The 26,260-nt window shown below is 40.1% G+C and carries 22 protein-coding genes; 10 read left to right on the top strand and 12 right to left on the bottom strand.

From position 1 onward, the window contains the following. Positions 1 to 255 precede the first annotated feature (255 nt). A complete protein-coding gene (locus tag WNY79_RS01425; protein WP_290192759.1) occupies positions 256 to 1,113 on the top strand; it encodes an immunity 49 family protein in 858 nt (285 codons plus the stop codon). 56 nt (positions 1,114 to 1,169) lie between these two features. On the opposite strand, the gene WNY79_RS01420 is transcribed toward WNY79_RS01425, so the two are convergent. The 5 genes from WNY79_RS01420 to WNY79_RS01400 form a co-directional block, all read right to left on the bottom strand. Continuing rightward, on the bottom strand, positions 1,170 to 1,829 hold the full coding sequence (locus tag WNY79_RS01420; RefSeq protein ID WP_024591839.1) for a DsbA family oxidoreductase: 660 nt from the start codon (positions 1,827 to 1,829) through the stop codon (positions 1,170 to 1,172). Positions 1,830 to 1,945: 116 nt separating this feature from the next. Then, a complete protein-coding gene (locus WNY79_RS01415) occupies positions 1,946 to 3,166 on the bottom strand; it encodes a Xaa-Pro peptidase family protein (protein WP_342874888.1) in 1,221 nt (406 codons plus the stop codon). Positions 3,167 to 3,267: 101 nt separating this feature from the next. Then, positions 3,268 to 3,876 (bottom strand): flavin reductase, encoded by a 609-nt coding sequence (locus WNY79_RS01410; protein WP_024605704.1) that lies wholly within the window; start codon positions 3,874 to 3,876, stop codon positions 3,268 to 3,270. A 9-nt stretch (positions 3,877 to 3,885) separates the two neighbouring features. Then, the gene (locus WNY79_RS01405; protein WP_342874887.1) at positions 3,886 to 4,611 is read right to left on the bottom strand and encodes an SDR family NAD(P)-dependent oxidoreductase; all 726 of its coding nucleotides are present in this window, start codon (positions 4,609 to 4,611) and stop codon (positions 3,886 to 3,888) included. Next, complete coding sequence (locus WNY79_RS01400) at positions 4,608 to 5,006, bottom strand: DUF393 domain-containing protein (protein WP_165735905.1); 399 nt, start codon at positions 5,004 to 5,006, stop codon at positions 4,608 to 4,610. Before WNY79_RS01400 ends, WNY79_RS01405 begins: the two co-directional genes overlap by 4 nt. Before the next feature lie 120 nt (positions 5,007 to 5,126). Here WNY79_RS01400 and ppc point away from each other — a divergent pair, with 120 nt between their 5' ends. Together ppc and cdd are read left to right on the top strand one after the other, a co-directional pair. Then, positions 5,127 to 7,772: a phosphoenolpyruvate carboxylase gene (ppc, locus tag WNY79_RS01395; protein ID WP_076925679.1), complete on the top strand. Its 2,646-nt coding sequence runs from the start codon at positions 5,127 to 5,129 to the stop codon at positions 7,770 to 7,772. A gap of 155 nt (positions 7,773 to 7,927) precedes the next feature. Beyond that, a complete protein-coding gene (gene cdd, locus WNY79_RS01390; RefSeq protein WP_342874886.1) occupies positions 7,928 to 8,854 on the top strand; it encodes a cytidine deaminase in 927 nt (308 codons plus the stop codon). Between the two features lie 186 nt (positions 8,855 to 9,040). Here cdd and udp read toward each other — a convergent pair whose 3' ends face one another. Beyond that, positions 9,041 to 9,796 carry a uridine phosphorylase gene (gene udp, locus WNY79_RS01385; RefSeq protein WP_007582384.1) on the bottom strand — a complete coding sequence of 252 codons (756 nt, stop codon included), beginning with the start codon at positions 9,794 to 9,796 and terminating at the stop codon, positions 9,041 to 9,043. Between the two features lie 454 nt (positions 9,797 to 10,250). Between udp and WNY79_RS01380 the strand changes: the two genes are divergently transcribed. The 7 genes from WNY79_RS01380 to WNY79_RS01350 all read left to right on the top strand — a co-directional run bounded on the left by WNY79_RS01380 (position 10,251) and on the right by WNY79_RS01350 (position 20,355). Continuing rightward, entirely contained in the window at positions 10,251 to 11,360 is a 1,110-nt protein-coding gene (locus tag WNY79_RS01380) for an arginase family protein (RefSeq protein ID WP_342874885.1), read from the top strand. A 116-nt stretch (positions 11,361 to 11,476) separates the two neighbouring features. After that, positions 11,477 to 12,175 (top strand): transporter substrate-binding domain-containing protein, encoded by a 699-nt coding sequence (locus WNY79_RS01375; protein ID WP_076925675.1) that lies wholly within the window; start codon positions 11,477 to 11,479, stop codon positions 12,173 to 12,175. 136 nt (positions 12,176 to 12,311) lie between these two features. Then, positions 12,312 to 13,613: a hemolysin family protein gene (locus WNY79_RS01370; RefSeq protein ID WP_342874884.1), complete on the top strand. Its 1,302-nt coding sequence runs from the start codon at positions 12,312 to 12,314 to the stop codon at positions 13,611 to 13,613. A gap of 290 nt (positions 13,614 to 13,903) precedes the next feature. Further along, positions 13,904 to 15,073: an efflux RND transporter periplasmic adaptor subunit gene (locus WNY79_RS01365; protein WP_342874883.1), complete on the top strand. Its 1,170-nt coding sequence runs from the start codon at positions 13,904 to 13,906 to the stop codon at positions 15,071 to 15,073. 12 nt (positions 15,074 to 15,085) lie between these two features. Beyond that, positions 15,086 to 18,220: an efflux RND transporter permease subunit gene (locus tag WNY79_RS01360; RefSeq protein WP_170071360.1), complete on the top strand. Its 3,135-nt coding sequence runs from the start codon at positions 15,086 to 15,088 to the stop codon at positions 18,218 to 18,220. Continuing rightward, positions 18,217 to 19,635 carry an efflux transporter outer membrane subunit gene (locus tag WNY79_RS01355; protein WP_342874882.1) on the top strand — a complete coding sequence of 473 codons (1,419 nt, stop codon included), beginning with the start codon at positions 18,217 to 18,219 and terminating at the stop codon, positions 19,633 to 19,635. The genes WNY79_RS01360 and WNY79_RS01355 overlap by 4 nt, the downstream gene beginning before the upstream one ends. A gap of 96 nt (positions 19,636 to 19,731) precedes the next feature. Continuing rightward, positions 19,732 to 20,355: a TetR/AcrR family transcriptional regulator gene (locus WNY79_RS01350; RefSeq protein WP_024600516.1), complete on the top strand. Its 624-nt coding sequence runs from the start codon at positions 19,732 to 19,734 to the stop codon at positions 20,353 to 20,355. Positions 20,356 to 20,425: 70 nt separating this feature from the next. On the opposite strand, the gene WNY79_RS01345 is transcribed toward WNY79_RS01350, so the two are convergent. The 6 genes from WNY79_RS01345 to WNY79_RS01320 all read right to left on the bottom strand — a co-directional run bounded on the left by WNY79_RS01345 (position 20,426) and on the right by WNY79_RS01320 (position 26,089). Beyond that, on the bottom strand, positions 20,426 to 21,538 hold the full coding sequence (locus WNY79_RS01345) for a HupE/UreJ family protein (RefSeq protein ID WP_342874881.1): 1,113 nt from the start codon (positions 21,536 to 21,538) through the stop codon (positions 20,426 to 20,428). Beyond that, on the bottom strand, positions 21,535 to 22,560 hold the full coding sequence (locus tag WNY79_RS01340) for a hypothetical protein (RefSeq protein ID WP_024600514.1): 1,026 nt from the start codon (positions 22,558 to 22,560) through the stop codon (positions 21,535 to 21,537). The genes WNY79_RS01345 and WNY79_RS01340 overlap by 4 nt, the downstream gene beginning before the upstream one ends. A 53-nt stretch (positions 22,561 to 22,613) precedes the next feature. Further along, positions 22,614 to 23,123, bottom strand: coding sequence for an Ig-like domain-containing protein (locus WNY79_RS01335; RefSeq protein ID WP_342874880.1), 510 nt, complete (start codon positions 23,121 to 23,123; stop codon positions 22,614 to 22,616). Positions 23,124 to 23,134: 11 nt separating this feature from the next. Next, positions 23,135 to 24,727 carry a DUF4331 domain-containing protein gene (locus WNY79_RS01330; RefSeq protein ID WP_024600512.1) on the bottom strand — a complete coding sequence of 531 codons (1,593 nt, stop codon included), beginning with the start codon at positions 24,725 to 24,727 and terminating at the stop codon, positions 23,135 to 23,137. A gap of 157 nt (positions 24,728 to 24,884) precedes the next feature. Next, entirely contained in the window at positions 24,885 to 25,568 is a 684-nt protein-coding gene (locus WNY79_RS01325; protein WP_024598588.1) for an anti-sigma factor, read from the bottom strand. Continuing rightward, the gene (locus WNY79_RS01320; protein WP_294122708.1) at positions 25,565 to 26,089 is read right to left on the bottom strand and encodes a sigma-70 family RNA polymerase sigma factor; all 525 of its coding nucleotides are present in this window, start codon (positions 26,087 to 26,089) and stop codon (positions 25,565 to 25,567) included. The genes WNY79_RS01325 and WNY79_RS01320 overlap by 4 nt, the downstream gene beginning before the upstream one ends. Positions 26,090 to 26,260: the final 171 nt, after the last annotated feature.

Here is a 26,260-nt window from a genome sequence, read left to right as displayed (position 1 = left end):
AACAGATTTCAGGACAAGACACTTTGAAAGAGATTGGTGACTATTTTCAATTGCACTATTCTCGTGTAAGTAAAATAGTGTCAAAAAGAAAGACCTGACCACCCTATTTACACAAGCCTTGGGCAACACTTTGCAAGCATTTGATAGTTATTCTGGTAACATTGAATTTCGTAAAGTACAACAGAAGTTTCAAACTGGCAGTAGCTTAAAGCCAACGTTTGACGTGACAAATTACACCATTGGAAATATCAGGTTATGAGCCATTTAAAGTACCACAATGACCACTATAAATTAGTGAATTTGCAAAATGCCTATCAAATTCATTTAGATACTTATAACAATAGGTGGCAGCGTTATCTCGAGCTAGAGCCCGCGATTTATGAGGAGCCGCAGGCACGGTTAAACTCTGACGCAATGGATTGTATAAGTCTAAGCTTTCATGCACAAAATGCAGAGAAAGGGCTTGAGGGCGTGCCTATTATGCGCTTTGGCCTAGATTTATTACATGCGCACTATAATTTAGTGTCAAACCCCGGGCAGCGCCATATTTTTACCTTAAAAGAGCACGTGTTTCGATTAGAGGGTCGTGCTGAGCATCGCTCTATAATGGTTGATAATTGGTTATTGCAATTGAGTTTAGCGCTTTGCTTAAGAGATGCTGATGCGGTTGAGTTAATCTGCCGGTGCGAAGAAGATTGGCTTGAGTACCCTGATGCCTTTGACTTCGCACTCCTCAAGTTTGTGCGAAATATATTTGTACAAGACGCAGACCAAACAGTGTTATTACGCGAGGTAATGGAAAAATCAGGCCCTGAGCATGTTGATGAATTTAGAGCGCCTTACGTGAACCAGCTATTCTTACCTTATTTGGATGTGTGGGTAGCGGTGTTATCAAACGATGCCGCTCATTACCAACAGGCAATCCATAAAGCTATTGAATTACATTACACATTCTATAACGACCCACCGGAGGGGGCGGTTACGTGGAAAGGTGATGTAGCCTTGCTGATAAGCGCAGTGGCTAGCCTTGCCTATGATAAACATGGTTGGCAAGTGCCCGACACCCCTTACCTGCCAAAGTGGCTAATTTATAAAGAGTTTGAAAATGCTTAAATTAGCATTGTTTGGCTACGAGGCTGCATATTGCAGCCTTTAATTTTGCTAGCTAACTAAGCGTCTTGCTTAGCCTCTTCTTCACTAATTTGTTTTAGTGCCTGAATAAACGAGTCGCTTGGTTGTCCGCCAGTAAGTGCATATTTATCGTTTATGATAAATGTAGGGACAGAAGTAATACCCATCTGTTTAAAGTTGTCTTGCTCTTGGCGTACGTCTTGAACGTATTTGTCTGAATGTAGAATGCCGCGCGCAGTTTCTTTATCAAGACCTACTTTTTCAACAACGTCGAGCAGTGCTTCTTCTTGATTTAAGTATTTTAAATCAGTGAAGTGCGCTTCAAAAAAGGCGAGTTTTAGCTTCGTTTGCTTACCTTCTTCACGTGCCCACATTAATAAACGATGCAAATCAAAGCTGTTGATCATGATACGTTTGCCATCAAAATTAAAGGTAAACCCAGCACGTTGTCCCGCTTCGAACATGTTTTTACGATTTTCGTCGCCTTGCTCTTCACTTAGGTTGTACTTTTGCATCAAATGTTCGTTTAAATCCTGACCTTCAATTGGCATATCTGGGTTTAGTTCAAAAGGATGCCACGTAATATCTGCGCTCATTTCGTCTTTGAGTTGCTCTAGTGCAGTTTCTAGGTTTTTATAACCCACTACACACCAAGGGCACATTACGTCTGAAACGATATCAATTTTAAAGTTTTTCATATTTATCCTTTTGAGGATTGCTTATAACTAAGTATAAAAAAGGATATTGGGATTAATTTAGCTTTATCAATACCAAACAAAAAAGAGCAGCTAAACAGCTGCTCTTTTAGAAGGTATTAAGCGTTAAGCCCAAATGGGTCGTCAATACTATGGCTAGGCTCAGTAAACCAATGAGGGCCGTTGTCGGTCATGTAAAAATGATCTTCTAGGCGCACGCCAAATTCATCAGGTATAACTAACATTGGCTCGTTACTAAAGCACATGCCTGGGGCAAGTTGGGTTTTATCACCGCCAACTAAGTATGGCCATTCGTGAATGTCTAGCCCAATACCATGACCCGTTCGATGCGGGCAACCCGGTGTTTGGTACTGCGGGCCTAACCCTTGCGCCGCTAAATAAGTCCGTGCGCCAGCGTCTACGTCTTCGCAGGTAGCACCAATTTTTGCTGCACTAAACGCCGCCATTTGCGCTGCTTTTTCATGATCCCAAAACATGCGTTGGCGCATTGTTGGTTCACCAAATACATAGGTACGGGTTATATCCGATAGGTAATCGTGTACTTTACAGCCGGTATCAATTAATACCATATCGCCTTTTTTAAGTACTTGGGCGTCTTTAACACCGTGCGGAAAAGACGTTGCAACACCAAATAAAACAATGCAAAAATAGTTACCTGGCGCGCCTACTTTTTGATGTGCTTGCTTAATAAAGGCTTCTACTTCGGTGGTGGTTATTCCCTCATAAAGCATGCTTGCTGTGGCTTGATGTACGGCTAAGGTCATGTCCATCGCGCGCTGCATTAAGCTAAGCTCATGAACTGATTTATGCATACGACAATGCGCCGTTACAGGTTGGGCGTTTATGAGGGTTAAACCCGTTTGCGCTTTATTAATGCCGTCGAATATAAAAAATTGCGCGCTTTCATCAATGCCAATAGTAGCGTTTTCATTAATGTTTAGTTTTTTTAGTACTTCAACAAAAAGTGCATAAGGATTTTCGTGCTCTTGCCACCCATGAATAGGCCCCTCTATTACTTTAAACCCGTTTAGTGAACCAATTTCGAAATAAGGTGCAATGTATTGTACTTCACCAAGGGCGGGTAATATCGCGCCAACCATGCGCTCGCTCGCGTACCATTTCATACCTGTAAAGTAGGTTAGGTTGGTGCCAGCGTTTAAATAAATTGCATCTATGTTGTTTGCAAGCATATACGCTTGCGCCTTGGCTATGCGCTCTAAATGTTCGTCAGCTGCAATAGGGGTTAGCGTGTGCGTCATATTGCTTAAGCTTGCCAACGCTTGCCCGCTAGATTGTGTACCTATACCTATGGTAGTCATGTTTTTCTCCTTGGATTTTTAGCTAGTGTGATTAATACCAAGGTAAAATTCAATGTTATGCGATAAGAGGCTAATAGTTTATAGCCTCTTAAAAGGTCATATTATTTTTTAGCGTAAGGTAAACGCGTGAGTTTATTACTTGTGTGGTAGCTGTCAAGCCCAGTTACTGCCACTGTTTCTATTGCTTGTAAATCTAGGAAACCGTCGCTTTGCAGCGCGGCTTTATCAACAAAAACATCCATAATTTCGCCAATAACGAGCTCAGTTCCATTGATGGCTAAATGTTGGTTTTCTACAAATTTAACCGAGTACTTTAAGCGGCTTTCTTTTACAAAAGGGGCTGCAAAGTCGTTTAAGTATTCAGGCGTTAAGCCTGTAGCATCAAACTCAGATTCGTCTTTATCGTAACGGGCTGAGGTTTGATGAGCTTGTTTATAAATCGACTTATTCACTTGATTAATGGTGTAAGTCCCCGTTTGTAAAATATTTTCAAACGTATGACGCGGCACACTATGAGGACGCATTATCATTGCGACCAACGGTGGGTTAGCCCCAAGATGAATAACGGAGCTTACAATCGACAAGTTAGTATTGCCAAGTAAGTCTTGTGTACCAATTAAGTTAGCGCTTTTAAAACCCGAAAGAGAGTTGATTAAGTGAGTACGGGTATGTTTTTCAAGTGCGTCTATTCGCGCTTTAGTAAAATGCATTAAAAATCCTTACCACGGTATGGTTTCGCCTTGCCAATCTAAGTAGGCAGGCTCACCATTGAGTTCTAAATGAGGGTTATTAAAAGTAAGTGTAAAAAGCTGCTTGGCTACAAATTCAGCTGTAAAGAGTTTTCCAGCAGGTACGTTTTTTTGAAATGGCTTTGAAAGCGCAGTATCAGTAGTCCCTGGGTGAAATAAAACGAGCTTGGTATTTTTAGCTCTGCGTGCAAGTTCAATCGCTGCGGTTTTAAATAGCATGTTAAGCGCCGCTTTAGATGCGCGATAAGTATACCAGCCACCTAATTCATTGTCGTTTATGCTACCTACGCGCGCACTTAATGCTGTAATAGTACACTGCGTTTTGTGGGTTAATAGAGGCAATATGCTCTGTAAACAAAGTAACGGCGTGAGTGTATTAGCATTTAGTAACTCGTTAAAATAATCAGCGTTTAAATCTTCTAACTTTTTTTCGGGCATGTGCTGAGTGTTATGAAGTTTACCATTGAATATAATAACTTGATGTAATTCAGCTTGAGTATCTTTTAAGTGCTGGGTAAAAATAGCCAGGCTTTGAGCGCTGTAGTCGGTGCTAAAGTACTCAGTATGTGTAGGGGCGCTGCTGTATTCACTTGAGCTGACACACAGAACTTTAAATTGTGATGCATGGTTATTTAAGTGCTCAACATACGCTTTAGCAATCGCACTACTAGCGCCAAATAAAACAATGGTTTTCATTTACTACCCTTATTTTTTAAACTGCATTGCCCATTAGAACACGTTGTGTTTGGCATTAAAATTTTACTAAGGGAATGTCTGTATTTTGCAAATAACACATATCCACAGTCAGCGAAAAAGCTAATTATTGGCAAGCGAAAAATTTTCAACCAGCCGTGTTTACCCACTATTTTCCATGCCTCGTAAGTTACATCAAGCCCGTAAATCATTTCACCTGATTGCTTTTGAGCTTGTAGGTAAGTCATTGCTTTGTCTCTATCAATATACGAGTACCGCTCACTGAAGTCGGTCGCATTAAGATCTTCAAGCGTAATTAGGTTTTTAGTATCTGCGTGCTTTAGTTGCTGCATTTCAGTGCTACAAAGAGGACAGTTACCATCGTAAAAAATGACCATGTGAATGCTTTGTGATTATTTTATATATACTTTTTTACGACAAGACATTGCAAATGGATCTATTAAATATCTCTTCATAATGATATTAATAGTGTCCTACGAAAAAATGGAGACTGATAAATGAGTGAACAATACGCCGCCTTGCGAGGTAATGTAAATTTACTAGGGCAACTACTAGGACAAACAATTAAAGATGCCCAAGGTCAAGCGATTTTAGATAAAGTAGAAGAAATTCGAGCTTTATCAAAATCATCTCGCAGTGGTAACGAAGACGACAGACAAGCGCTTATAGAAGTTTTACATGCGCTTAGTGACGAAGAGCTTTTACCGGTTGCCCGTTCATTTAATCATTTTTTAAACCTTGCTAATGTAGCAGAGCAATTTCATACCGTTTCGCGTTTTAATGACGTTGGCCTTGGTCAACAAAACCCTCTCACTCAAACATTAAAAACGTTAGCTACAAAAGCAGAACAAGGCCAGCTAGACAGTAATCATTTGGCCGAAACACTCTCAAAACTCCACATAAATTTAGTATTGACCGCTCACCCAACCGAGGTTACGCGCCGTACTATTATTAACAAACACGTTGAACTAAGTGACTGCCTTGCATCATTAGAGCGAAAAGATAACTTAGTGCAAGAGCGTGACAATATTTTAAATCGTATTGAACAGCTGATTAGCCAAGCGTGGCATACCGACGATATTCGTCGCTCTCGTCCAACACCTGTTGATGAAGCTAAATGGGGCTATGCCGTAATAGAAAATAGCCTTTGGCATGCGGTACCGCGTTTTTTACGTGAATTTTCAGCCAATGTTAAAGACCAACTCAGTTTAGAGTTACCGATAGATTACAGCCCAATTGAGTTTACATCGTGGATGGGTGGAGACCGTGATGGTAATCCATTTGTAACATCGCAGGTAACAAAAGAGGTGCTTGATCATGGTCGTTGGATGGCACTTAACTTATACATTCAAGATTTAAAAACGTTGTGCGCTGAATTATCTATGTCAGATGCCAGTGATGAGCTTATTGAGCTTGCAGGGCAAGAGTTTGAACCATACAGAGCGGTAATCAAAAAGCTTAAAAATCAAGTTGCTGAAACAGTGGCGCACTTAGGTGCTAAAATTAAAAATAAGCGCAGCGATTCACAAGACTTAATTACTGATATTAATCAGCTTAAACACCCGGTTGAAGTGTGCTATCGATCGTTATTAAAGTGTAATATGAAAGTAGTTGCGGATGGCTTATTACTTGATTTACTGCATCGTATAAATAGCTTTGGTTTGCGTTTAGCTAAACTTGATGTGCGCCAAGATTCGTCTCGCCACGGCGATGTGTTTTCTGAGCTAACGCGTTACTTAGGTTTAGGCGACTATAACCAATGGCAAGAGCAAGACAAACAAGCATTTTTACTTGCAGAGCTTAACTCGCGCAGACCGCTAATTCCAAAACATTGGCAACCAAGTCCTGATGTACAAGAAGTACTTGATACCTTTGATGTGATTGCCAAGCAAGACGAAGCTACATTTGGTTTGTATATTATTTCGATGGCGCGCACAGCGTCAGATATTTTAGCGGTACAACTATTGCTAAAAGAAAGCGGCTGCAGCTTTGATTTACCAGTAGCACCGCTTTTTGAAACACTTGACGATTTAAACGCAGGCAGTGATGTAATTACCACATTGCTTGATAATGTTTGGTATCGTGGGCACATTAAAAACACCCAAAACGTAATGATTGGTTACTCTGATTCAGCTAAAGATGCCGGCATGATGGCAGCAGGTTGGGCGCAGTACGAAGCAATGGACAAACTAGTACAACTTGCTGATGCACGTGGTATTGAGCTTGTTTTATTCCACGGACGTGGTGGCACAGTAGGTCGTGGTGGTGCACCCGCTGCACAAGCGCTGCATTCACAACCGCCAGGCTCTTTGAAAGGTGGTTTGCGTGTAACCGAGCAAGGCGAGATGATTCGCTTTAAATTTGGTTTACCCGATGTAGCACTGCAAAGCTTAAATATTTACGCAGGCGCAGTTCTGCAAAGTAACTTGTTACCGCCGCCGGAGCCAAAACCAGAGTGGCGCGAAGTAATGAAGCTAATAAGTGAGGAGTCGTGTGAGCACTACCGTAATGTAGTTCGCCATGATGAAAACTTTGTACCTTACTTTAGAATGGCAACACCTGAGCTTGAACTGTCTAAGCTACCGCTTGGCTCTCGCCCTGCAAAACGTAATCCTAATGGCGGTGTTGAAAGCCTGCGTGCTATTCCATGGATTTTTGCTTGGAGCCAAAACCGTTTAATGCTTCCAGCATGGTTAGGTGCGTTAACTGGCTTAAAAGCTGCGCTTAATAAATACGGCGCAGAAACTCTAAACGAAATGAGCTTACAGTGGCCGTTCTTTAGATCTCGCCTAGAAATGCTAGAAATGGTATTTAGTAAAGCCGATTGCTGGTTGAGTGAGCATTATGATAATGCGCTGGTGGAAGATATGTACAAACCACTGGGTGTAACACTTCGTAAAGAGCTTCAAGAAGCCATTAGCTTAGTGCAATCTCTTAGCCCACAAAAAAGCTTATTAGCCGAACAGCCTTGGATTAAAGAGTCGATTAGTTTACGTAACCCGTACACCGATCCACTTAACTTACTACAGGTTGAGCTTTTACGCCGTGCTCGCTCACAGGAAAAACACAGCGAAGGTGACATTGATAATGCATTAATGATCACGATGACAGGTATTGCAGCAGGTATGCGTAATACCGGCTAATATTTTGTTATGTATACCAATCAATTATTTTTTTAGGTATACCAATTAAAATTAAAGGGAGCACGCGATGTGCTCCCTTTTTTTGCGTTGAATAGGCTGGTATTTCGCATCCTAAACTTTTAAACTACTTAGCCATTGAATAATTAAAAAATGTTATGGCTTCAGCAACTTTTACTGTACAGCAAGATACAGCACTTACAAATTCGCACATCACATTAAGCGTAGCGCAAACAGCGTCATTACGTAGTCAATTAAAATCACAGCGCGGCATATTAAATTCTAATAATATTAAACAGTTATGTGCACAGCTAAATGTGTCTGATGATGCATTATTACAAGGTTTAGTACCTTTAGCTTCGGAGTATGCGGTTGCGCCGATATCAGATTTTCATGTAGGTGCAATAGTTAAAGCACTTGATGAAAACAATGAGGTAAACTTTTACTTTGGTGCAAATGTAGAGTTTGATCATCAAGCGTTGAGTTTAGTGGTTCATGCAGAGCAATCGGCTATAAATAACGCCTGGTTAAACGGTGCTAAAAAAATAGTTAAAATAGCGATTAGCGATGCACCGTGTGGGTATTGTCGCCAGTTTATGAACGAACTCGCTGATGCTAAAGAGTTTGATATTTTATTGCCAGAGCAACACTTCAAATTAGCAGAGTTATTGCCTCATTCGTTCGGGCCGACTGATTTAGGCAATGCGTTTAGCTTGTTCAATCCAGAGCCTCACCAGCAAGTATTCGTAAATGCTCAACTAGATGAAAAACTAGCAAGTACAGCATTAAACGCATACGTACCCTATAGTAAAAACTTTAGTGCAGTAAAAATTAGTACATTTGAAAATGGTGATTTTTACGGAAGTTACGCAGAAAACGCAGCGTACAGCCCAAGCTTGTCGCCACTGCAAAGTGCACTTAGTCAATTGTTTATCGCAGGGCTTAGCTTTAACGAAAGTACGGTAAAATCAATTACACTTTTAGAAACCGCAGGCCATGAAAACCAAGCGGGTGTAGCACGTGCTGTACTTGCAAGTTTTAACAACCTGCCGGCAATAGAAGTAATTAGTGCACAGCTAAAATAACCTTTCAAAAACAATAAAGCACAGGCAGAGCTGTGCTTTATTAAAATGTGCCATTCTATCGAATTAAATAACTCACTAACTGCGTTAAAAATTATTCATATAAGACAACTATATTTCATAATTTTTGCCTTGTTACTGAGCCATTTTCTTATCGTTATAATAGCCGATTAATTAATAGAACTTATATTAATCAAGCAACACTTTAGCTGCTTCTAATACTACTGCTACAGATTTACGCTCAATTTCACCATGGTCAACATTTGGTATTTCTTGGCGAGTACGATTAACAAGTACGCCAGCTACACAGGCAGCTTGTAAGCCAAGGGCAGCACACATAGTAAATAACGTTGCTGATTCCATTTCGTAGTTCATTACGCCCAGTTTTTGCCACTCTTCGCAGCTACCTTGTAGTGATTTAGGAACGTAACCAGAATGCGTATCGTAACGCTCTTGCCCTGGGTAAAATGTATCACTTGACGCAGTAATACCAATATGGAAATCGATATTTAAGTTTTTACATGCTTGTACCATAGCTTGTGTTGCATAAAAGTCAGACACAGCAGGGTAGCTAAGAGGAGCAAAATGCTGGCTTGCACCGTCTAAACGTACAGACGCTTGGCTAATTAAAATTTCGCCTTCGTTGATATGTGGCTGAATCGCACCTGTTGTACCAATACGTAAAAATTTACGTACGCCAAGTTGTGCTAATTCTTCTACTGCAATCGACGTAGATGGACCACCAATACCCGTAGAACAAACAACCACAGAATGGCCGTTTAATTGACCTAAGTAAACATGAAACTCGCGAGTTTGAGCAAGGCAGGTTGGGTTGTCTAGGAATTGTGAAATACGTGCAGCACGATCTGGGTCACCCGGTACAATCGCAAGTTTTGCACCTTTAAGATCGTCAATACATAGTCCTAAGTGAAATACCTTTTCCATAACTAAGCCTTTTATAATAATTTGTTGTCAATCTAGCATCATTGCTAGAAACGTTTATCAAGTACAGGACGATTGTCCGTTTTACCTTAACTTCTCCAATTAAGTCTTAATAATTTTAAGGATTAATTTGATTTATTCATCAACTATGAATATTCAATCAAGTGCTTATATACGTAGGCTTATTGTGCTGTTGACATGTTCAAGCAGACATAATAAGTATCACACAAGCGCGTAACTACAATTAAATAGTTCATGGTAAATATTCATTAATATTAAATCAATTCAATGTCTTAGGTTTTTGTTAAGCACGTAAAAGCTAACGTGTTTATTTATATTAGGCACAGAGTTATTTAGCAAAGTGGGATTTATTTGAAGTTTAGGCACTTTTGGTGATTTTGCATAACTAATCAAAAGTAATTAGCTACGTACAGAATAAAAATCGAAGGAGTTTATTATGAGCACACAATTTGAAGCATTTAAAAACAAAGTTGAGCACTGTTTGTGCGCACCGGGTGATGGCGTATATACAGTAAATACTGCAAAAGAGCGTAAAGCTGCGCTGCGTAATAAGCTATACGGGCAAACTGAAAGCGTTGATAACTTATGGCGTGAGTCTTTAGATGAATTACCAAATTCTCCACATAAAGCGGTTATGTTAGGTATTAGCTCAGACTGTGGCGGTGGTATTTTACGCGGTGCAAACTGGGGGCCACTGTTTGTGCGCTCAGCATTAATTGACCAGCAACCGCAGTGTCATTCGTTTGATTTAGGTGATGTACGTGTAATCCCACATTTACTTCATGATAAATACCTAAATGATGCAACCATTTCTAATTGCCAAAAAGCCCTATATGGTAATGAAGATAATGACTATTACGTTAGTCCGTTATCAATCACAGAGGATGTATGCGACAGTTTTTACGCAACGTTTAAAGATAAAGGGATATTTGGTATTGGTGGCGATCACTCAATTAGTTACCCACTCACCAAAGCGTACTTAAAAGCGAAACGTGAGCAAGGTAGGCGTACTGCTATTATTCATTTTGACGCGCATACCGATTTACTTGTTGAGCGCTTAGGTATTGATTTATGTTTTGGCTCGTGGTGTACACATATATTAGAGTTTTTACCGGCGCCGCATCATTTAATACAATTTGGTATTCGCTCAAGTGGCAAGCCTAAAGCGCACTGGGAAAGTACCTTTGGCGTTAAGCAACATTGGGCACATGAAATCATTGAGCGTGGCGCAGCAGCGGTTGCTGCCGACGCTATCGCACAGCTAAAAGCCGATAACGTTGATGAAGTATACGTAAGCTTTGATATTGATGCGCTTGATGCAGAGTTTGCATCTGCCACCGGTACGCCAGAGCATAATGGTTTAACGCCTCAGCATGCGCTTGATATTTTATCAGCCATTGCGGATGAGTTCCCGATTACGGGTGCTGATATGATGGAAATAGCGCCATTTACCGACAGCTCTTTAGTTGGACAATCAAGCTCTGAAACGACACTTAGAGAAGGCGCTAAAATTTCAGCATTCTTAATTAGTGCAATGAACAATTAAGCTGTACTAGTACTATCAGCTTATAAATGTACATTACACTACTAAAAACTAGCAGTTCATAAAGCCTCAGCTATATTTATTAAATACTTATAATGAGTTAGTTGAGGCCTTGCTGAATGAAATTATTGATCTTTTTGTTGTTCATTAGCTGTATAAAAGTTGATGCAACTGAAATCACAATAGTAACGGAAGTATTTCCGGACTTTCAGTATCTCAATGAAGATAATAAACTCGTTGGTCGTTCTGTTGATAAAGTTCATAAAGCGCTAGAAGGTACAGGTATAAATTACACTATGTTTGCCCATAGTTGGGCCATATCCTACAACGCGGCGCTACGCGATAAAAACACCTGTATATTTTCGATTGTTCGATTACCTAATAGAGAAAGTAAGTTTAAGTGGGTAGGGGAACTTGAAAGCTTTGACTCAGCGATTTATGCTCTTAAGTCTAGAAGTATAAAGTTAAATACTCTCAATGATGCTAAAAAATATAAAATAGCGGTACTGCGTGATAATTTTAGTCATCACTATTTGCTTGAGCGAGGATTTAGCGAAAGCAGAAACTTGTTACTCATCGATAGCCTAGATAAAATAGACAAACTTATCAGTACCCGTCACAATATTCTTGATTTTGTTGTCCTTAATAAAAAGCAATTTAACTACCGAGTTAAAACAGAACCTAAGCTAGAACTACTTGAGCCTGTACTTAGTCTAAATACAGCTCAGTCTCCATTATTTTTTGCTTGTAATATAAATATGGATCCTGCCTTAATTACTCAATTAAAAGTCGCCTTCAGCAAAGTTTCAGTACTTTAAATCTCCTTTTTTACCTCTCAACCAATTGAAAATTAATGGTTTAAATATATTTAGTAAATTTAAATTGCTGCGTTTAAAAAACAGATTATAATCCAGCTGCTTTTTGTTTAAAAAAGCCTAACTTTTGGAGCATTAAATGGGTGATTTAATCGGGATTAGCTTATTGATCTTGATCAGTGCGTTGTTTGCTATGTCAGAAATAGCAATTGCAGCGTCGCGTAAAATAAAACTGCGAGTAATGGCAGATGAAGGGAATATAAAGGCAGCAGCGGTACTAAAGCTACAAGAAAATCCAGGGGCTTTTTTTGCCATGATCCAAATAGCGCTCAATGCGATAGCGATATTGGGTGGTATTGTGGGTGAGCAGGCTTTATCGCCTTATGTTGAAAGTGTGTTGGTATTATTTTACGAAGGTGCGCATTTAGAAAAAATTAGCTTTTTATTCTCGTTTTTTACTATTACATCTTTGTTTATATTGTTCGCCGATTTAATGCCAAAGCGTTTAGCGATGATCATGCCTGAAGCCGTGGCTGTTAGAGTGGTTACAATAATGCGCTGGGTTACCTTTGCATTAACTCCACTGGTGATGTTTTTTAATGGCGTCACTAACTTTGTGCTGCGTTTGTTTAAAGTGCCCGCTGAGCGAGAAGACAATGTAACAACAGAAGACATTGTTGCCATGATGGAAGCAGGTGCTGCTTATGGTAGTTTGCAAAAGCAAGAGTATGAACTCATTGGCAATGTGTTTGACCTAGAAGCGCGATTTTTATCAAGCGTTATGACTCCACGCGACCAAATTGTCTATTTTGATTTAAATGAATCTAGCCATGATATTGCGACTAAAATTATTGACCATCCTCATAATCATTTTTTAGTGGTGTCAGGAAATTTAGATAAGTTGCATGGCTCTGTTGAATCTAAAGATATTTTACGACAAGTACTAAAAGGCGAAGCCGCCAATATAAACGATGATCTGATTGATAAAGATGTTTTTTACTTACCCGAAACATTAAGTTTATCTGAAGCTTTAAACGCGTTTAAAAGTGCAGCGAAGCCGTTTGCTGTTGTAGTAAACGAATATGCACTTTCGGTGGGTATTGTTACCGTTAAAGACTTAATGAAAGGGTTTATGGGTGATTTAATCACTCACCAAGGCGACGAACTAATCATAGAACGCGATAAAAATTCATGGCTTGTAGATGGTTTAACCCCAATTACCGATTTAGCAAAAGTACTTGATATAGAAGAATTTCCTGACCAGATGCTTTACGAGACGGTAGCTGGATTTTTAATTTATAACATGAAGCGTATACCTAAACGTGCGGAACATTTTACTTTTTCAGGCTTTAAGTTTGAAGTGGTTGATGTAGAGGGTATTAGGGTAGAGCAGTTGTTAGTTTCAAGGGTTATTAACCCACAGAGCGCTAATACCCTTTAAAAACTAGATATGACACTAGTCCTTTATATAAATAGCCAAGCTGTATTTGCTTGGCTTTTTTGTGCCTATTAAAAACTTAGTTTCTAAAATGAGATATTATTTCAAGATGTTAAGTTGTTTTATTTTCATACAGTCTTGATTCTATTTTCATCTAATTAACATTAAATGCAACCTAAGACGTATATTGTACTGGGGAGTGTAAGTTTGTGTAAATTTCTTCTAATTAAGATTCATTATCAGCGCGTTTTAATTTAGAATGATCGTTCACTCTAAACTAAAAGGTATTTAATATGCAGCGTTCCCGCATCGCTTTATTTGTATTGTCAGCCCTCGTCGGTTCTGTTGCTTTAACTGGTTGTGATCAAGCAACTGAGCAATCACAAGCATCAGCTCCTAAAGCTGTACCAGTGGGTGTACTTACATTAAAAAGCCAAGCGCTTACTCTCAAAAAAGAACTTCCTGGTCGTATCAGCGCATTTCAAATTGCTGAAATTCGCCCACAAGTAAGTGGTATTGTTCAATCTCGTTTATTTGTAGAAGGTAAAGAGGTTAAACAAGGCCAGGCTCTGTATCAAATAGATCCTGCGACATTTGAAGCCGACTTAGCAGCAAGTGAAGCAAGCGTAGCACGTGCAGAGGCAAGCATTGCTAGCTCTAAATCAAAAGCATCGCGTTATAGTGAATTATTAAAAATCAAAGCCGTGAGCCAACAAGATTTTGACGAAGCAGATGCTGCTTACAAGCAAGCAAATGCTGAATTATTAACAGCTAAGGCACAATTAAAGTCAGCGCAAATTAACCTTAATTACAGCCATGTGTCGTCACCAATTAGTGGTCAAATTAGTAAATCAAGCGTAACAGTAGGTGCACTAGTCAGTGCCAATCAAAGTACTGCACTTGCTACAGTGACTCAGCTTGATCCAATTTATATCGATTTAACACAATCAAGTAATGAGCTTACCCAACTTAAAAAAGCAATATCATCAGGTGCGCTAACGGTTGACTCAACTAGCCAAACTGATGTTGAACTTATTATGGAAGATGGCTCTGTTTATCCTCATAAAGGCACATTACAGTTCTCCGAAGTGACGGTTGATCCAAGTACTGGCTCAGTAACGTTACGTGCTAAATTTTCAAATCCAGAAAAACTATTATTACCAGGCATGTATGCCCGTGCCTCTATAGTAGAAGGTGTTAAAGCTGGCGCTATTTTAGCTCCGCAACGTGGTGTTAGCCGCAACTCAAAAGGCGAGCCAACAGCAATGGTTGTGAGCAAAGAAAATACAGTTGAAAGTCGTGTTTTAAAAGTAGACCGCACAATAGGTTCTGACTGGCTTGTTACCGATGGTCTAATGGATGGCGATAAATTAATTGTTGAAGGCTTACAAAAAATCCGCCCTGGTGCACCAGTGGATCCTTCTGAAATTCAATCGTCTACTAAAGCCGATAAAGCACAATAACGGAGAGTTTTAATGTCACGATTTTTTATCGATAGACCGATATTTGCTTGGGTACTCGCTATTGTAGTGATGCTTGCAGGTATTTTGGCGATTAGGAGCTTACCTATTTCGCAGTATCCTTCAATTGCACCGCCTGCAGTAAGTATTACAGCAACGTACCCTGGTGCATCTGCTCGTACACTTGAAGATACAGTAACGCAAGTTATTGAGCAAAAAATGAAAGGTCTTGATGGCTTGCTTTATATGTCATCTACGTCTGAGTCGAGTGGTTCTGCTACGCTTACACTTTCGTTTAGCGCCGAAACAGACCCTGATATTGCTCAGGTTCAAGTGCAAAATAAACTAGCGACAGCGACTCCACTTTTACCAGAAGCCGTACAAAGGCAGGGTGTTGTAGTTGCAAAATCAGCGCGTAACTTTTTAATGGTTTATGCATTTGTGTCTAAAGATGGCAGCATGACCAATATTGATATTGGTGATTACGTTTCATCAAATGTGCAAGATATTGTATCGCGCGTAGAAGGCGTAGGTGAAGTGCAGCTGTTTGGTTCTCAGTACGCGATGCGTATTTGGTTAGACCCTGCAAAGTTACAAAACTATAAGCTTACACCCGCTGATATTAGTGCATCAATTAGTGCGCAAAATGCACAAGTATCTGCAGGCCAACTCGGTGGTATGCCAGCCGTTGATGGTCAGCAACTTAATGCAACAGTAACGGCGCAAAGTCGATTACAAACGCCAGAGCAATTTGAACAAATATTAGTTAAAACCAATCCAGATGGCTCTTTTGTACGTCTAGAGGACGTTGCTAGAGTAGAGCTTGGCGGCGAAAGCTACCGCGTTGTTGCTCGTTACGATGGACAACCGGCATCAGGCTTAGGTATTAAATTAGCCAGTGGCGCTAATGCACTTGATACAGCAGAAGGCGTTAAAAAAGCAATTGAAGAGCTAAAACCGTTTTTTCCTGAAGGGCTAGATGCGGTTGTACCTTACGACACAACACCATTTGTATCGTTATCTATTGAAAAGGTTATTCACACCTTAATTGAAGCGGTTGTACTTGTTTTTGTAGTTATGTATTTGTTCCTACAAAACTTTAGGGCAACGCTTATACCGACAATAGCAGTGCCAGTGGTTTTACTAGGTACGTTTGGTATTTTATATACCTTTGGCTATTCAATAAATACGCTGACAATGTTTGCGATGGTACTTGCGATAGGCTTATTGGTAGATGACGCAATCGTTGTTGTAGAAAACGTAGAGCGCTTAATGACCGAGGAAAAACTCTCCGCGCTCGAAGCTACGCGTAAGTCTATGGATGAAATTAAAGGTGCACTGGTAGGCATTGCCATGGTGCTTTCTGCGGTATTTATCCCAATGGCATTCTTTAGTGGCTCTACCGGTATTATTTATCGTCAGTTCTCTATTACACTGGTATCGGCGATGGGTCTTTCGGTATTGGTTGCACTTATTTTGACACCAGCACTGTGTGCTACGTTATTAAAACCAAGCCATGTTCACGACGATAGCTCGTTTATTGGCAAGTTTTTCTCTGGATTTAACCGAGGCTTTGATAAAACAAATCGCGGCGCACAAGGCTTTGTAAGCCGTATGATCAATCACTCTAAGCGTTACTTACTTATATACGCTGTGATAGTGGGTGGTATGGTTTATGTGTTTTCGCACTTACCAACAGCATTCTTACCAGACGAAGACCAAGGTATTTTGTTTAACCAAGTTTCATTGCCAGCAGGTTCTACAACACAACAAACTTTAGAAGTTGTTAAAAAAATGGAGAACCATTACCTAAATGAGCAATCTGAGGCTGTTAACGGTATTTTTACTGTAACAGGGTTTAGTTTTGCAGGTTCAGGTCAAAATGCTGCAATTGGTTTTGTTAACCTCAAACATTGGGATGAACGTCAGCGTGATGAGTTATCTGTCCAAGGTGTGGCTGGTAAAGCAATGGGGTACTTCTCAACGATAAAAGAGGCGTTTGTGTTTGCGTTTCCGCCGCCTGCAATTGTTGAGCTTGGTACTGCAAATGGTTTTAATATATTTTTACAAGACCGTGTAGGCTTAGGCCACGACGCACTGTTAGCTGCACGAAACCAGTTGTTAGGTTTAGCAAGCCAAAGTCCAATTTTAGCGGGCGTACGTCCAAATGGACAAGAAGATATGCCAGAACTACAACTTGATACAGATTTGGCAAAAGCTGAAGCGCTTGGTGTTTCACAAGGTGATATAAACAGTACGCTTGCCACTGCGTGGGGTAGTAGTTATGTGAATGACTTTATTGACCGTGGTCGAGTTAAAAAAGTGTATATGCAAGGTGATGCACAATCGCGCATGGTGCCAGAGGATCTAAATAAGTGGTATGTGCGCAATGATAGTGGCGATATGGTGCCATTTTCAGCTTTCGCTAGTGCTTATTGGACATACGGCTCGCCACGCTTAGAGCGTTATAATGGTTTTTCTGCAATGGAAATTCAAGGTAGTGCAGCACCAGGATACAGTACCGGCCAAGCAATGGATGAAATGGAACGCTTAGTAAAACAATTACCTAATGGTATTTCGTCTGAATGGACCGGTATTTCATTCCAAGAGCGCTCTAGTAGTGGTCAAGCTCCATTACTATATGGTTTGTCATTATTATTTGTATTTTTGTGTTTAGCCGCACTTTATGAAAGTTGGTCAGTACCGTTTGCGGTAATGATGATTGTGCCATTGGGTATATTTGGTGCAATTATGGCGGCACTTGGCGGTGGCTTATCTAACGATATTTACTTACAGGTGGGCTTGTTGACCACCATAGGTTTAGCGTCTAAAAATGCGATATTAATTGTAGAGTTTGCTATTCATAAAATGGATGAAGGGCTGGGATTAGTTGATGCAGCAGTTGCTGCTGTTCGTTTACGTTTACGACCAATACTCATGACTTCAATGGCATTTATTTGTGGTGTAATTCCACTGGCGATTGCCTCAAGTGCGGGGTCTGGCGCCCAAAATGCGCTAGGTATTTCGATTATTGGTGGCACACTTGCATCATCAATATTAGTTGTTGTGTTTGTACCGTTATTCTTTGTGTTAGTTCGCCGTGTATTCCCAGGCAAAACTAACGAGACAACGAAGGAGAGTGCAGAATGAGCATTAAAACATTCAGCCTAAGTGCCATTGCTTTATTAGTACTAAGTGGTTGCCAACTTGCACCAGAGCAAAAAGACCTTGCTTTACCAGTATCTGATGCTTATGCATCAGGTACTGGGCAAAGCGCTGCGCAGCAATTAAATTGGCAGCATTTTTTTAATGACGAAAAATTACAAACGTTAATTACGCAAAGCCTTGAGCATAATAAAGATATGCAAATTGCAGTGCTTAATGTGCAGCGCGTTCGTGGTTTGTATCAAATCGAAGATTCGGCTTTGTATCCGTCACTTGATTTAAATGCTTCTGGTACGCGCCAGCGTTTACCGGCTGATTTGTCGGGTACTGGCGATGCAGCTATTAGCTCGCAGTACAGTGCAACAGTAGGTATTACCTCTTACGAGTTAGATATTTGGGGCAAAGTGCGCAACCAATCAGCGCAAGCACTCCAAAATTTATACTCTACAGAGCTTAGTCAATACAGTACGCAGGTGTCTTTAATTTCTGAGCTTGCAAATGCGTGGCTTAGCTACGCGACGGACTTACAACTGCTAGAGCTGGCAAAAGAAACGCTAACCTCTCAGCAAGAGTCATTATCGCTTACGCAAAAAAGCTTTGATTTGGGGGCTACGTCTTCAATTACCCTTGAGCAGCTTAAAAGCACAGTAGCTACAGCAAAAGTAGATATAGCAACATATAAGCGTTTGTTAAAGCGTGATAAAAGTGCCCTAGATTTATTAGTAGGGAAATCTGTTTCAGCCGATTTGCTGCCTAACAAAGACCTAACTAATTTGATCAGCATGCCAGAAGTGCCAGTTGGTTTACCGTCTGATTTGCTATCGCAACGCCCTGATATTAAAGCCGCTGAGCATTTAATGCTTGCTGCAAATGCCAATATTGGCATTGCACGTGCGGCGTTTTATCCGAGCATTAGCTTAACGGCCAATGCCGGCACTGCTTCAAGTGACTTAAGTGGTTTGTTTGATTCAGGCTCAGGGACATGGAGTTTTGTGCCGACAATTAGCTTACCTATTTTTAATATGGGACGTAACCAAGCAAATCTTGATGTGGCAAAAGCCGATCAAGCAATTGCGGTGGCAACGTACCAGCAAAAAATTCAAAATGCGTTTCGCGAAGTTGCCGATGCACTTGCTGATAGAGAAGGTTACCAAGAGCAATTAAGTGCGCTTGATATGCTTATAAATAGCCGACAAATCACGTTTGATTTATCAAAAATGCGTTACGAAAAAGGCGCAGATAGCTACTTGCAAGTACTTGATGCTCAGCGTACGTGGTACGGCGCGCAGCAACAGTTAATTTCAGGTCAGCAAGCATATCTTGCAAGCCAAATTAATTTGTACAAAGCGCTTGGTGGCGGATGGAACGTAACCAGTGAAACAGCTCAGGAAGAGAAATAATATTTGCGGCTTTTAAAGCCGCATTACATATTTATATAGCGAGACTATTTATAGCTCTTGCTTTACTGAGTTTATGACTTGGTAGTGGAGTTGAACATGAAGCCTAAAGCAAAAAGGCAAACAGATCCCGCTATAGCGCAAGCTAGGCGCGAACAAATACTAACAGCTGCTGCAGAGTGTTTTCGCCGAAAAGGTTACCACGGTGCAGGCATGGCTGAAATATCTAAAACGGCAGGGATGAGTGCAGGCCATATTTATAATTACTTTGAAAGTAAAGAAGCAATTATAGAAAGCATTATTGAAAAAGACATGGAAGAAATGTTTTCTATCTTCCAACAGTTTGAAGATCACCCTGGTGATGTTTTAGCAGCTCTTTTAGATGGCTTAAACATTGGTGTGCAAAGGCACATGGACACAGGGGCATGTGTAGTTGACTTAGATATGATGGCTGAAGCAGGTCGAAATGTTAAAGTAGCTTCATTGCTACGTGATATGGATACTCAAGCACGCGGGCGCATGAGACAGCTTTTAACAAGCGAGCGAAGTGCGCTCAAAGACATTGATGAGCTTGAACTTGAAAGTCGAATTAATGTTATTTTTTCGATGATGGCAGGGTTATTACTTAGAAAGTTACTCTACCCTGAGCTAACCGAAAAAACAGTGTTAATAGCGCTTCGCCCTGCGATGAAAACATTACTAATGCCATTTGATAAAGCATAGTAAAGCGCAAAATAGATAAACTAAAAAGTAAGCTAGCCAATATTTTGGCTAGCTTTTTTATTTGGGCTATTTAAAAACGCTCGATTGACCACTGAAGTGCAATGATTGCGATGGCAACGGAGCCCATTGGCATTAACCACTTTTTATACCAGGTGTAGTTTCGTACATAAATGAGTATTGGCAGCGCAACCAGTAATATACTGAGCTGACCAATTTCGACCCCTAAATTAAATGCTAAAATGCTCAATAATTGATAGTCACTCGACAAGCCAAGCTCACCAAGTACGCTCGCAAATCCCATGCCGTGCAGTAAACCAAAAGCAAAAGTAAGCCAACCTAAACGAAGTACCAACGGCCACACATTATTTAATGCTGCAAATAAAACCGATATAGCAATTCCAAGCTCTACCCAGCGACTATTTGGTGAGACTAAGTTCATAGCTGTTGCTGTAAGCGTAATAGAGTGCGCAAGCGTAAACGCGGTTACTATCCATGCTGTGTGTTTAATAATGTGTTTTTTAGAGCTAATACCTTGCCATGTTTTGTTACTACGTTTTAAAACACAGGTAAGTAATAGGGCGATTAAAAATAAAATATGATCAATACCTATCCAAATATGTAAAACACCTTGATAAACGTATTGATTGAACGTGCTTAAATAACTGGATTTCTCAAAGCTAAATGTTTGTTGTGCCTCGTTGATATTAAATACACGAGATACACCGTTTATATTTACAACAGATTTATGATTAGCATCGGTTTTAAAAAAAGCAGAATACGAAAGAGAGATTGTTTCACTATCATTGCAGCTAAACAGCAGCGGAATAACCAAATAAGGCTGGTTAAAATGGTTATCTAGCTGATAGATACCTTCACTTTTTAAAGGGCATGCTTGCGCGTTTTGCGTGATATTTAAACTTTCTGTAATGAAGTTATTAATTGAGCTGCGTTTTGCTTTTATTTCAGCCCACGAAATTTGCCCGTTTTTATCTAAATCTAGAGGCACTGCGTGCTCTAAGTCGGCGATATTAACTTGCCAGGTACCCGTGTATTGGCTTTTGTTGGTGTCGTTATCGTTCTTGCTATTTAGGGTTATATAACTTGTACTTAGTTGATGGGAAAAGCTGTAAGTTGAGAAAATACACAGCATTAAAGTGAGTATAAATAGATAAGGCGTTTTCATAGTGTATCTCGTTGCATCGCTTTTGCTTTAATAAGTAATTGCTCATCTGTGCTCATTTTAGCCTGTTGCCAATTAATATGAGCCCAGTAAAGTGCTTTTTCGCGATTTGGTTGTACATCAAGGTAATATTTAGCTAAGTCACTCGCATGAAAAGAATCTTTACGAAGCTCTCTAAGTGTAACTCTTTTCGCCATTGTATTTTGCCATTTTTTATCGCGTTTATTTAGTTTTTTTTCTGCGATTGAAAGCCTTAGCAAAATAGCATCTTCTAAATTACTTTTATCTGGAAGCAGTACGCTTAATGTATTTAATACTTGTTGAGGTTGATTTAGCGCAATTTGAATATCGGCCCATAACACAATGAGGCTCACAGGAGCTTGAACTAAATCTACGCTTTGTAAGTGAGACAAAGCTTGCTTGTAGTTACTTAGACGGTAGCTCATTTCACTTAAAACATGGTTTGTAGCTAAACTAGTTTGGTTATTGTTTATAATTTTAACTAATGTTTGGTAGCTGTCTAAAACACTTTCATGCTGGCTTTGTACGTCTAGCACACAAGTGCTAGCAGTAATGGTACTTACTTGACCAATCAAGGCAACACAGTGTTGTTTTGCTTTTGTAAATTCACCTTGGGTCATCAATATATTAGCCAGTAACAAATGGCTATTACTGTGCTTTGGCTCGGTAATCAAAACGTTGTTGGCAACGTTAATTGCTTCGTCAAAAAGGTGCTCTTTTTGTAAAACACGAGCATATAAGTAACCAATTTGAGACGTGGGTGTTTGGTTATATAACTGAGCTAAGCGGGTTTTAAGTAGCCCTTGTAAGCGCTCTGTTTGGCCTGCATATTGGCTATTAGTCACTAAAGTATTTATTTCGTCAACAGAGAGAGAGGCACTAAATGTTGAATTGCTTGAGGCAATAACTGCGTCATCTTTTGGAGTATAAGGAGCCGCACTCACCGCGAAAGAGGTTAAGCAAATAGCAATAATAGTGAGGGGTTTAAGTACTGATAAATGCATTATAAATATCCTTTGAAAAAAGCCATCCGTGGCCTGTCAGCTTAATGACTTGGTTAGTTACCGCTTGTAGAAATTAATCCATCAACATCGGTATCAGTGTTTGTAAACACCCGACCATTAACAGTTAACGGCTCTGCATTTGGCGCTTGATTAAATGCATCGGTTGCAAATTGAGCAAAGTCAACTTGCAGCGCCTCAATTGTAATACTTACTGTTGCAGTAACTTGCGAATTAACGCCATCACTTACACCAAACATAAAGCTATCTGAACCTGTTGCTTCTTTATTAGGTGTATAAGTAAAGTTACCATCACTGTCAACATTAACAGTACCGAGCATTGGCTCGCTTGTTAACGAGTAAGTAAGTGAGTCGCCATCATTATCGCTTGCGTTAAGCATATCGGTAATGCTTACTTCAGTTTGTGTTGTTAGCATTGCATCGTTTGCTGTAGGTGCGGTGTTTACAACCGGTGTAGGTTGTTTTTTATCGTCATCGCTACTACATGCACCCAATGTTAATGCACTGAGGAGAACACAAATATGGGTAGTTTTTAAATTACGCATCAGTTAACTCCTTATTTAGATCCTGCAATAGGTGTTGCAAGGTATGGGAATGTTGAGTCCATCATTGTTGCATCAATAGGTGCGCCATCAGTAAATGGAACTGTACCCGTATTAGCATCCTCTGGTGTACAAAGACCTAAGTCAGTGTCTTCGCCATTTACAGGAATAGGGTGACATAAGCGACCCATCACAACGCGCAGTGCAATATCAACTACATCATCACCCGGGCGACGACCATTTGGGAAACCAGCTAAGTCATTGCCAGCTACACCAAATGCAGATTGATCAGCTTGTGCTGTTGCTGCAATGGCTGTGTTTAAACGCAGCATTTCTGAAGGTGTGACCGTTGCTTGTTGATTAACGCCTGCAAAACCCGTTAAAAATGCAGTGATTAAATCAGTACGCGGGAAGTTAGTGGGTGCCAGAGTTTCTAAGTTTGCGCCAAGAGTGGTATTAACAGCATCTTTAAACAAAATATTTAATAACTCTGGTAGTGCTGGGTGAGATACATAATCTAAAAATTGTGCATCGTCTTTAGGGTGCGCAGTAGAAAATGTGTCCTTGTCTTTAATGCCAATGACAAGCTCATTTACAAGCGGGCTACCTAGGCGTGAAACCTGAGTTAATGCACCACCGTTTACCGCATTATTAGCAAATTTAGCATTGGGGTTTAATACACGTGCTTGAGGTAAGCTTGCTGTTGTCCACGAACCTATTACGCCGTTACCTTCACCGACAATACAGCTTTTAGGTATTTCGATAGCGATTGATGTTACGTTTTTATCTGCAAGGTCGTCATTATCAGCTGATTGCGTTATACCACCTGGAAAACCACCGCCGTCACCAGCACCAGGGGCGCTATCACCTTCTACAGGTACATAGTTAACTAAATCAAATGTTTTACCTAGGTTAACTACAAACGGGTCTTTACGCTGTCCTACAAAAACTTGTGCCATGCTCTCACAGTTAGGAATTGAAACCTGATAAACAAATTGATCTGCATAAGTTTGATAATCACTCATCGATCCAAATGTTTTATCACCTACATAATCAAGCGGTTTAGAAAATGAGCTTGAGTTTGATGCAGTGTTATTTAATACCGTTGTTTCGCCAGTACGCTGCGCGCCGCTAATCATGGTCATTGTGTATGATTCACTAAAATTTGCTGCGCTGTCATCACCTGCAGCCACGCCGCCAACATTTTTAAGTGGTACCGAAACTGTGCGTTGATTACCTTCAGGTCCAACTGTTAATTGCACGCCTTGATTGTCGTTAGGGAGCATGCTTTTAAAGTTAAACGCAAATGTAATATCTTCAACAGCATCGCCGTCGTTATCTATATGAATGCTGTAGGTAGCATCTGGGTCCATTGCAAAGTAATTAGGACCGCCGTATGCATCTTGCAGCGGGATATAGTTAGCTATTAGTGTTACAAAATCACCACGACCTTGTTCGTAACTATTAAACACATAAAAATCGGTTGAATCTAAAGTCGGGAAACGGCTTATATTTGGCGCTTCTCTGTGGCTAGATGCTTCACTTGGTGCACTTACAAACGTACTACATATTACTACTGCGAGTATTGATGGAGTTAAAGCTTTCATGACTTTGTCCTTTAGTTTTGATTGAAGTCATAGCTAATAACGGGGCAGGATTTAAATTGGATGCAAAAAAGTTAAATTAATTTTATATTTTGTTAAAAACTTAAATTGAGGATTGGCTGCTTTATACAAGCAGCCAATATTAGTCGTAATAGTAAGGTTATAAAAGTACCAGCTCTGTTGTGTATAACACCTCGGTCGGTGATCCATTTGGCGAGCCACCAATAGGTTCTAAACTTACTGCTAGCAATGCAATATCACTTGCGTTGAAGCGGTTATCTTTTAATAATATTTTACTTCCTTGCTTGGGAAGTAAACCTAATGAAATAGGCGCATCTTGCCCTTTTAAAATCATCCAAAGCTCATAATCTTTATTTGTTTGAGCAACCAATTGGCTACTGGCTTTGATAGAAAGCCCTTTATCGTTAACATCAATAAACCATAATGATTGCTTATCTTGATTTTGGACCAAGGCAATTTGTTGCGTTTGAACAACATTATTAGAAGGTTGAATAATTAAAAAGGCTAAAACAATACACGCGGCTGTTGCAACAAAAGACCATGTACGCCAAATAGATGGCTTAGTATGTATAACCGTTTTACTTGTTTGTGGCCTGTTTTCAATGCGCTGTAGAATATTTATCCATACATCGTCATGTGGCGTTTGCGGTGTAATAGCACTCGCTAAGTTATTTAGGTTTTGCTCCCACATACTTGTTGCTTCACGTGCTTGGTTCGAACTAAGCAAAAGACGCTGAAAGCGCTTACGGGCAAGTCCTCTAAGTGTGCCAAGAACATACTGCCCAGCAAGTGCGTCTAATAATTCGGGTTTATTATAATTCATAATGTTAAACACCTTTGTAGCTGCATGAGCCCACGCCTGATCCAGCTTTTAACTGTACCTAATGGCGTTTCGATATGATCCACTAATTCGCTATGGCTCAGCCCTTTGTAATAAGCTAAGTGAATAGCTTGTTTTTGTTGCGGCTCAAGTTGTTCGATACAATTAACCAGTTTTGTTTCTTCATCGTAATTAACATCGATGCATTCATTCTCATATTCATCATCGCCTAACGACTGCTCTTTTCGTACTTTGTGATAGCGCAGCGAGTCGAGACTTCTATACCTAACTATACTTATCATCCAGCTTATAACAGTGCCTTTTGAAGCATTATACTCAGATGCGTTATGCCAAATTTTTATAAAAGCATCTTGTAATGCTTCCTCGGCATGGGCTCTATTTGTGAGCATGTTTAAACTAATAGCAAAAAGTTTGCCGCTAGTTTGCTGGTACAAGCTCGAGAAAGCATTTTTGTCACCTTGTGCTGTTGCGCACAAAAGAGGGAGTAAATCATCGTTATCCATAGGGGTCCTGTTTTTCTTATTATCATTGAGTAAACGGTTGAGGGCGTGATTTGGATGCAAAAAATTTTAATTGATTTTTAGATTAGCTGCTTTATACGTTAGTACAAGCAATAACCGATCAGTATTTGAAATTTAGACGTGTAAGTATAATTTATTCACATGTTTGTAAAA

It is taken from the genome of Pseudoalteromonas sp. AS84 (assembly GCF_038900255.1).
GTDB lineage: Bacteria > Pseudomonadota > Gammaproteobacteria > Enterobacterales > Alteromonadaceae > Pseudoalteromonas.
This window is presented reverse-complemented; position numbering and strand designations above follow the sequence as displayed.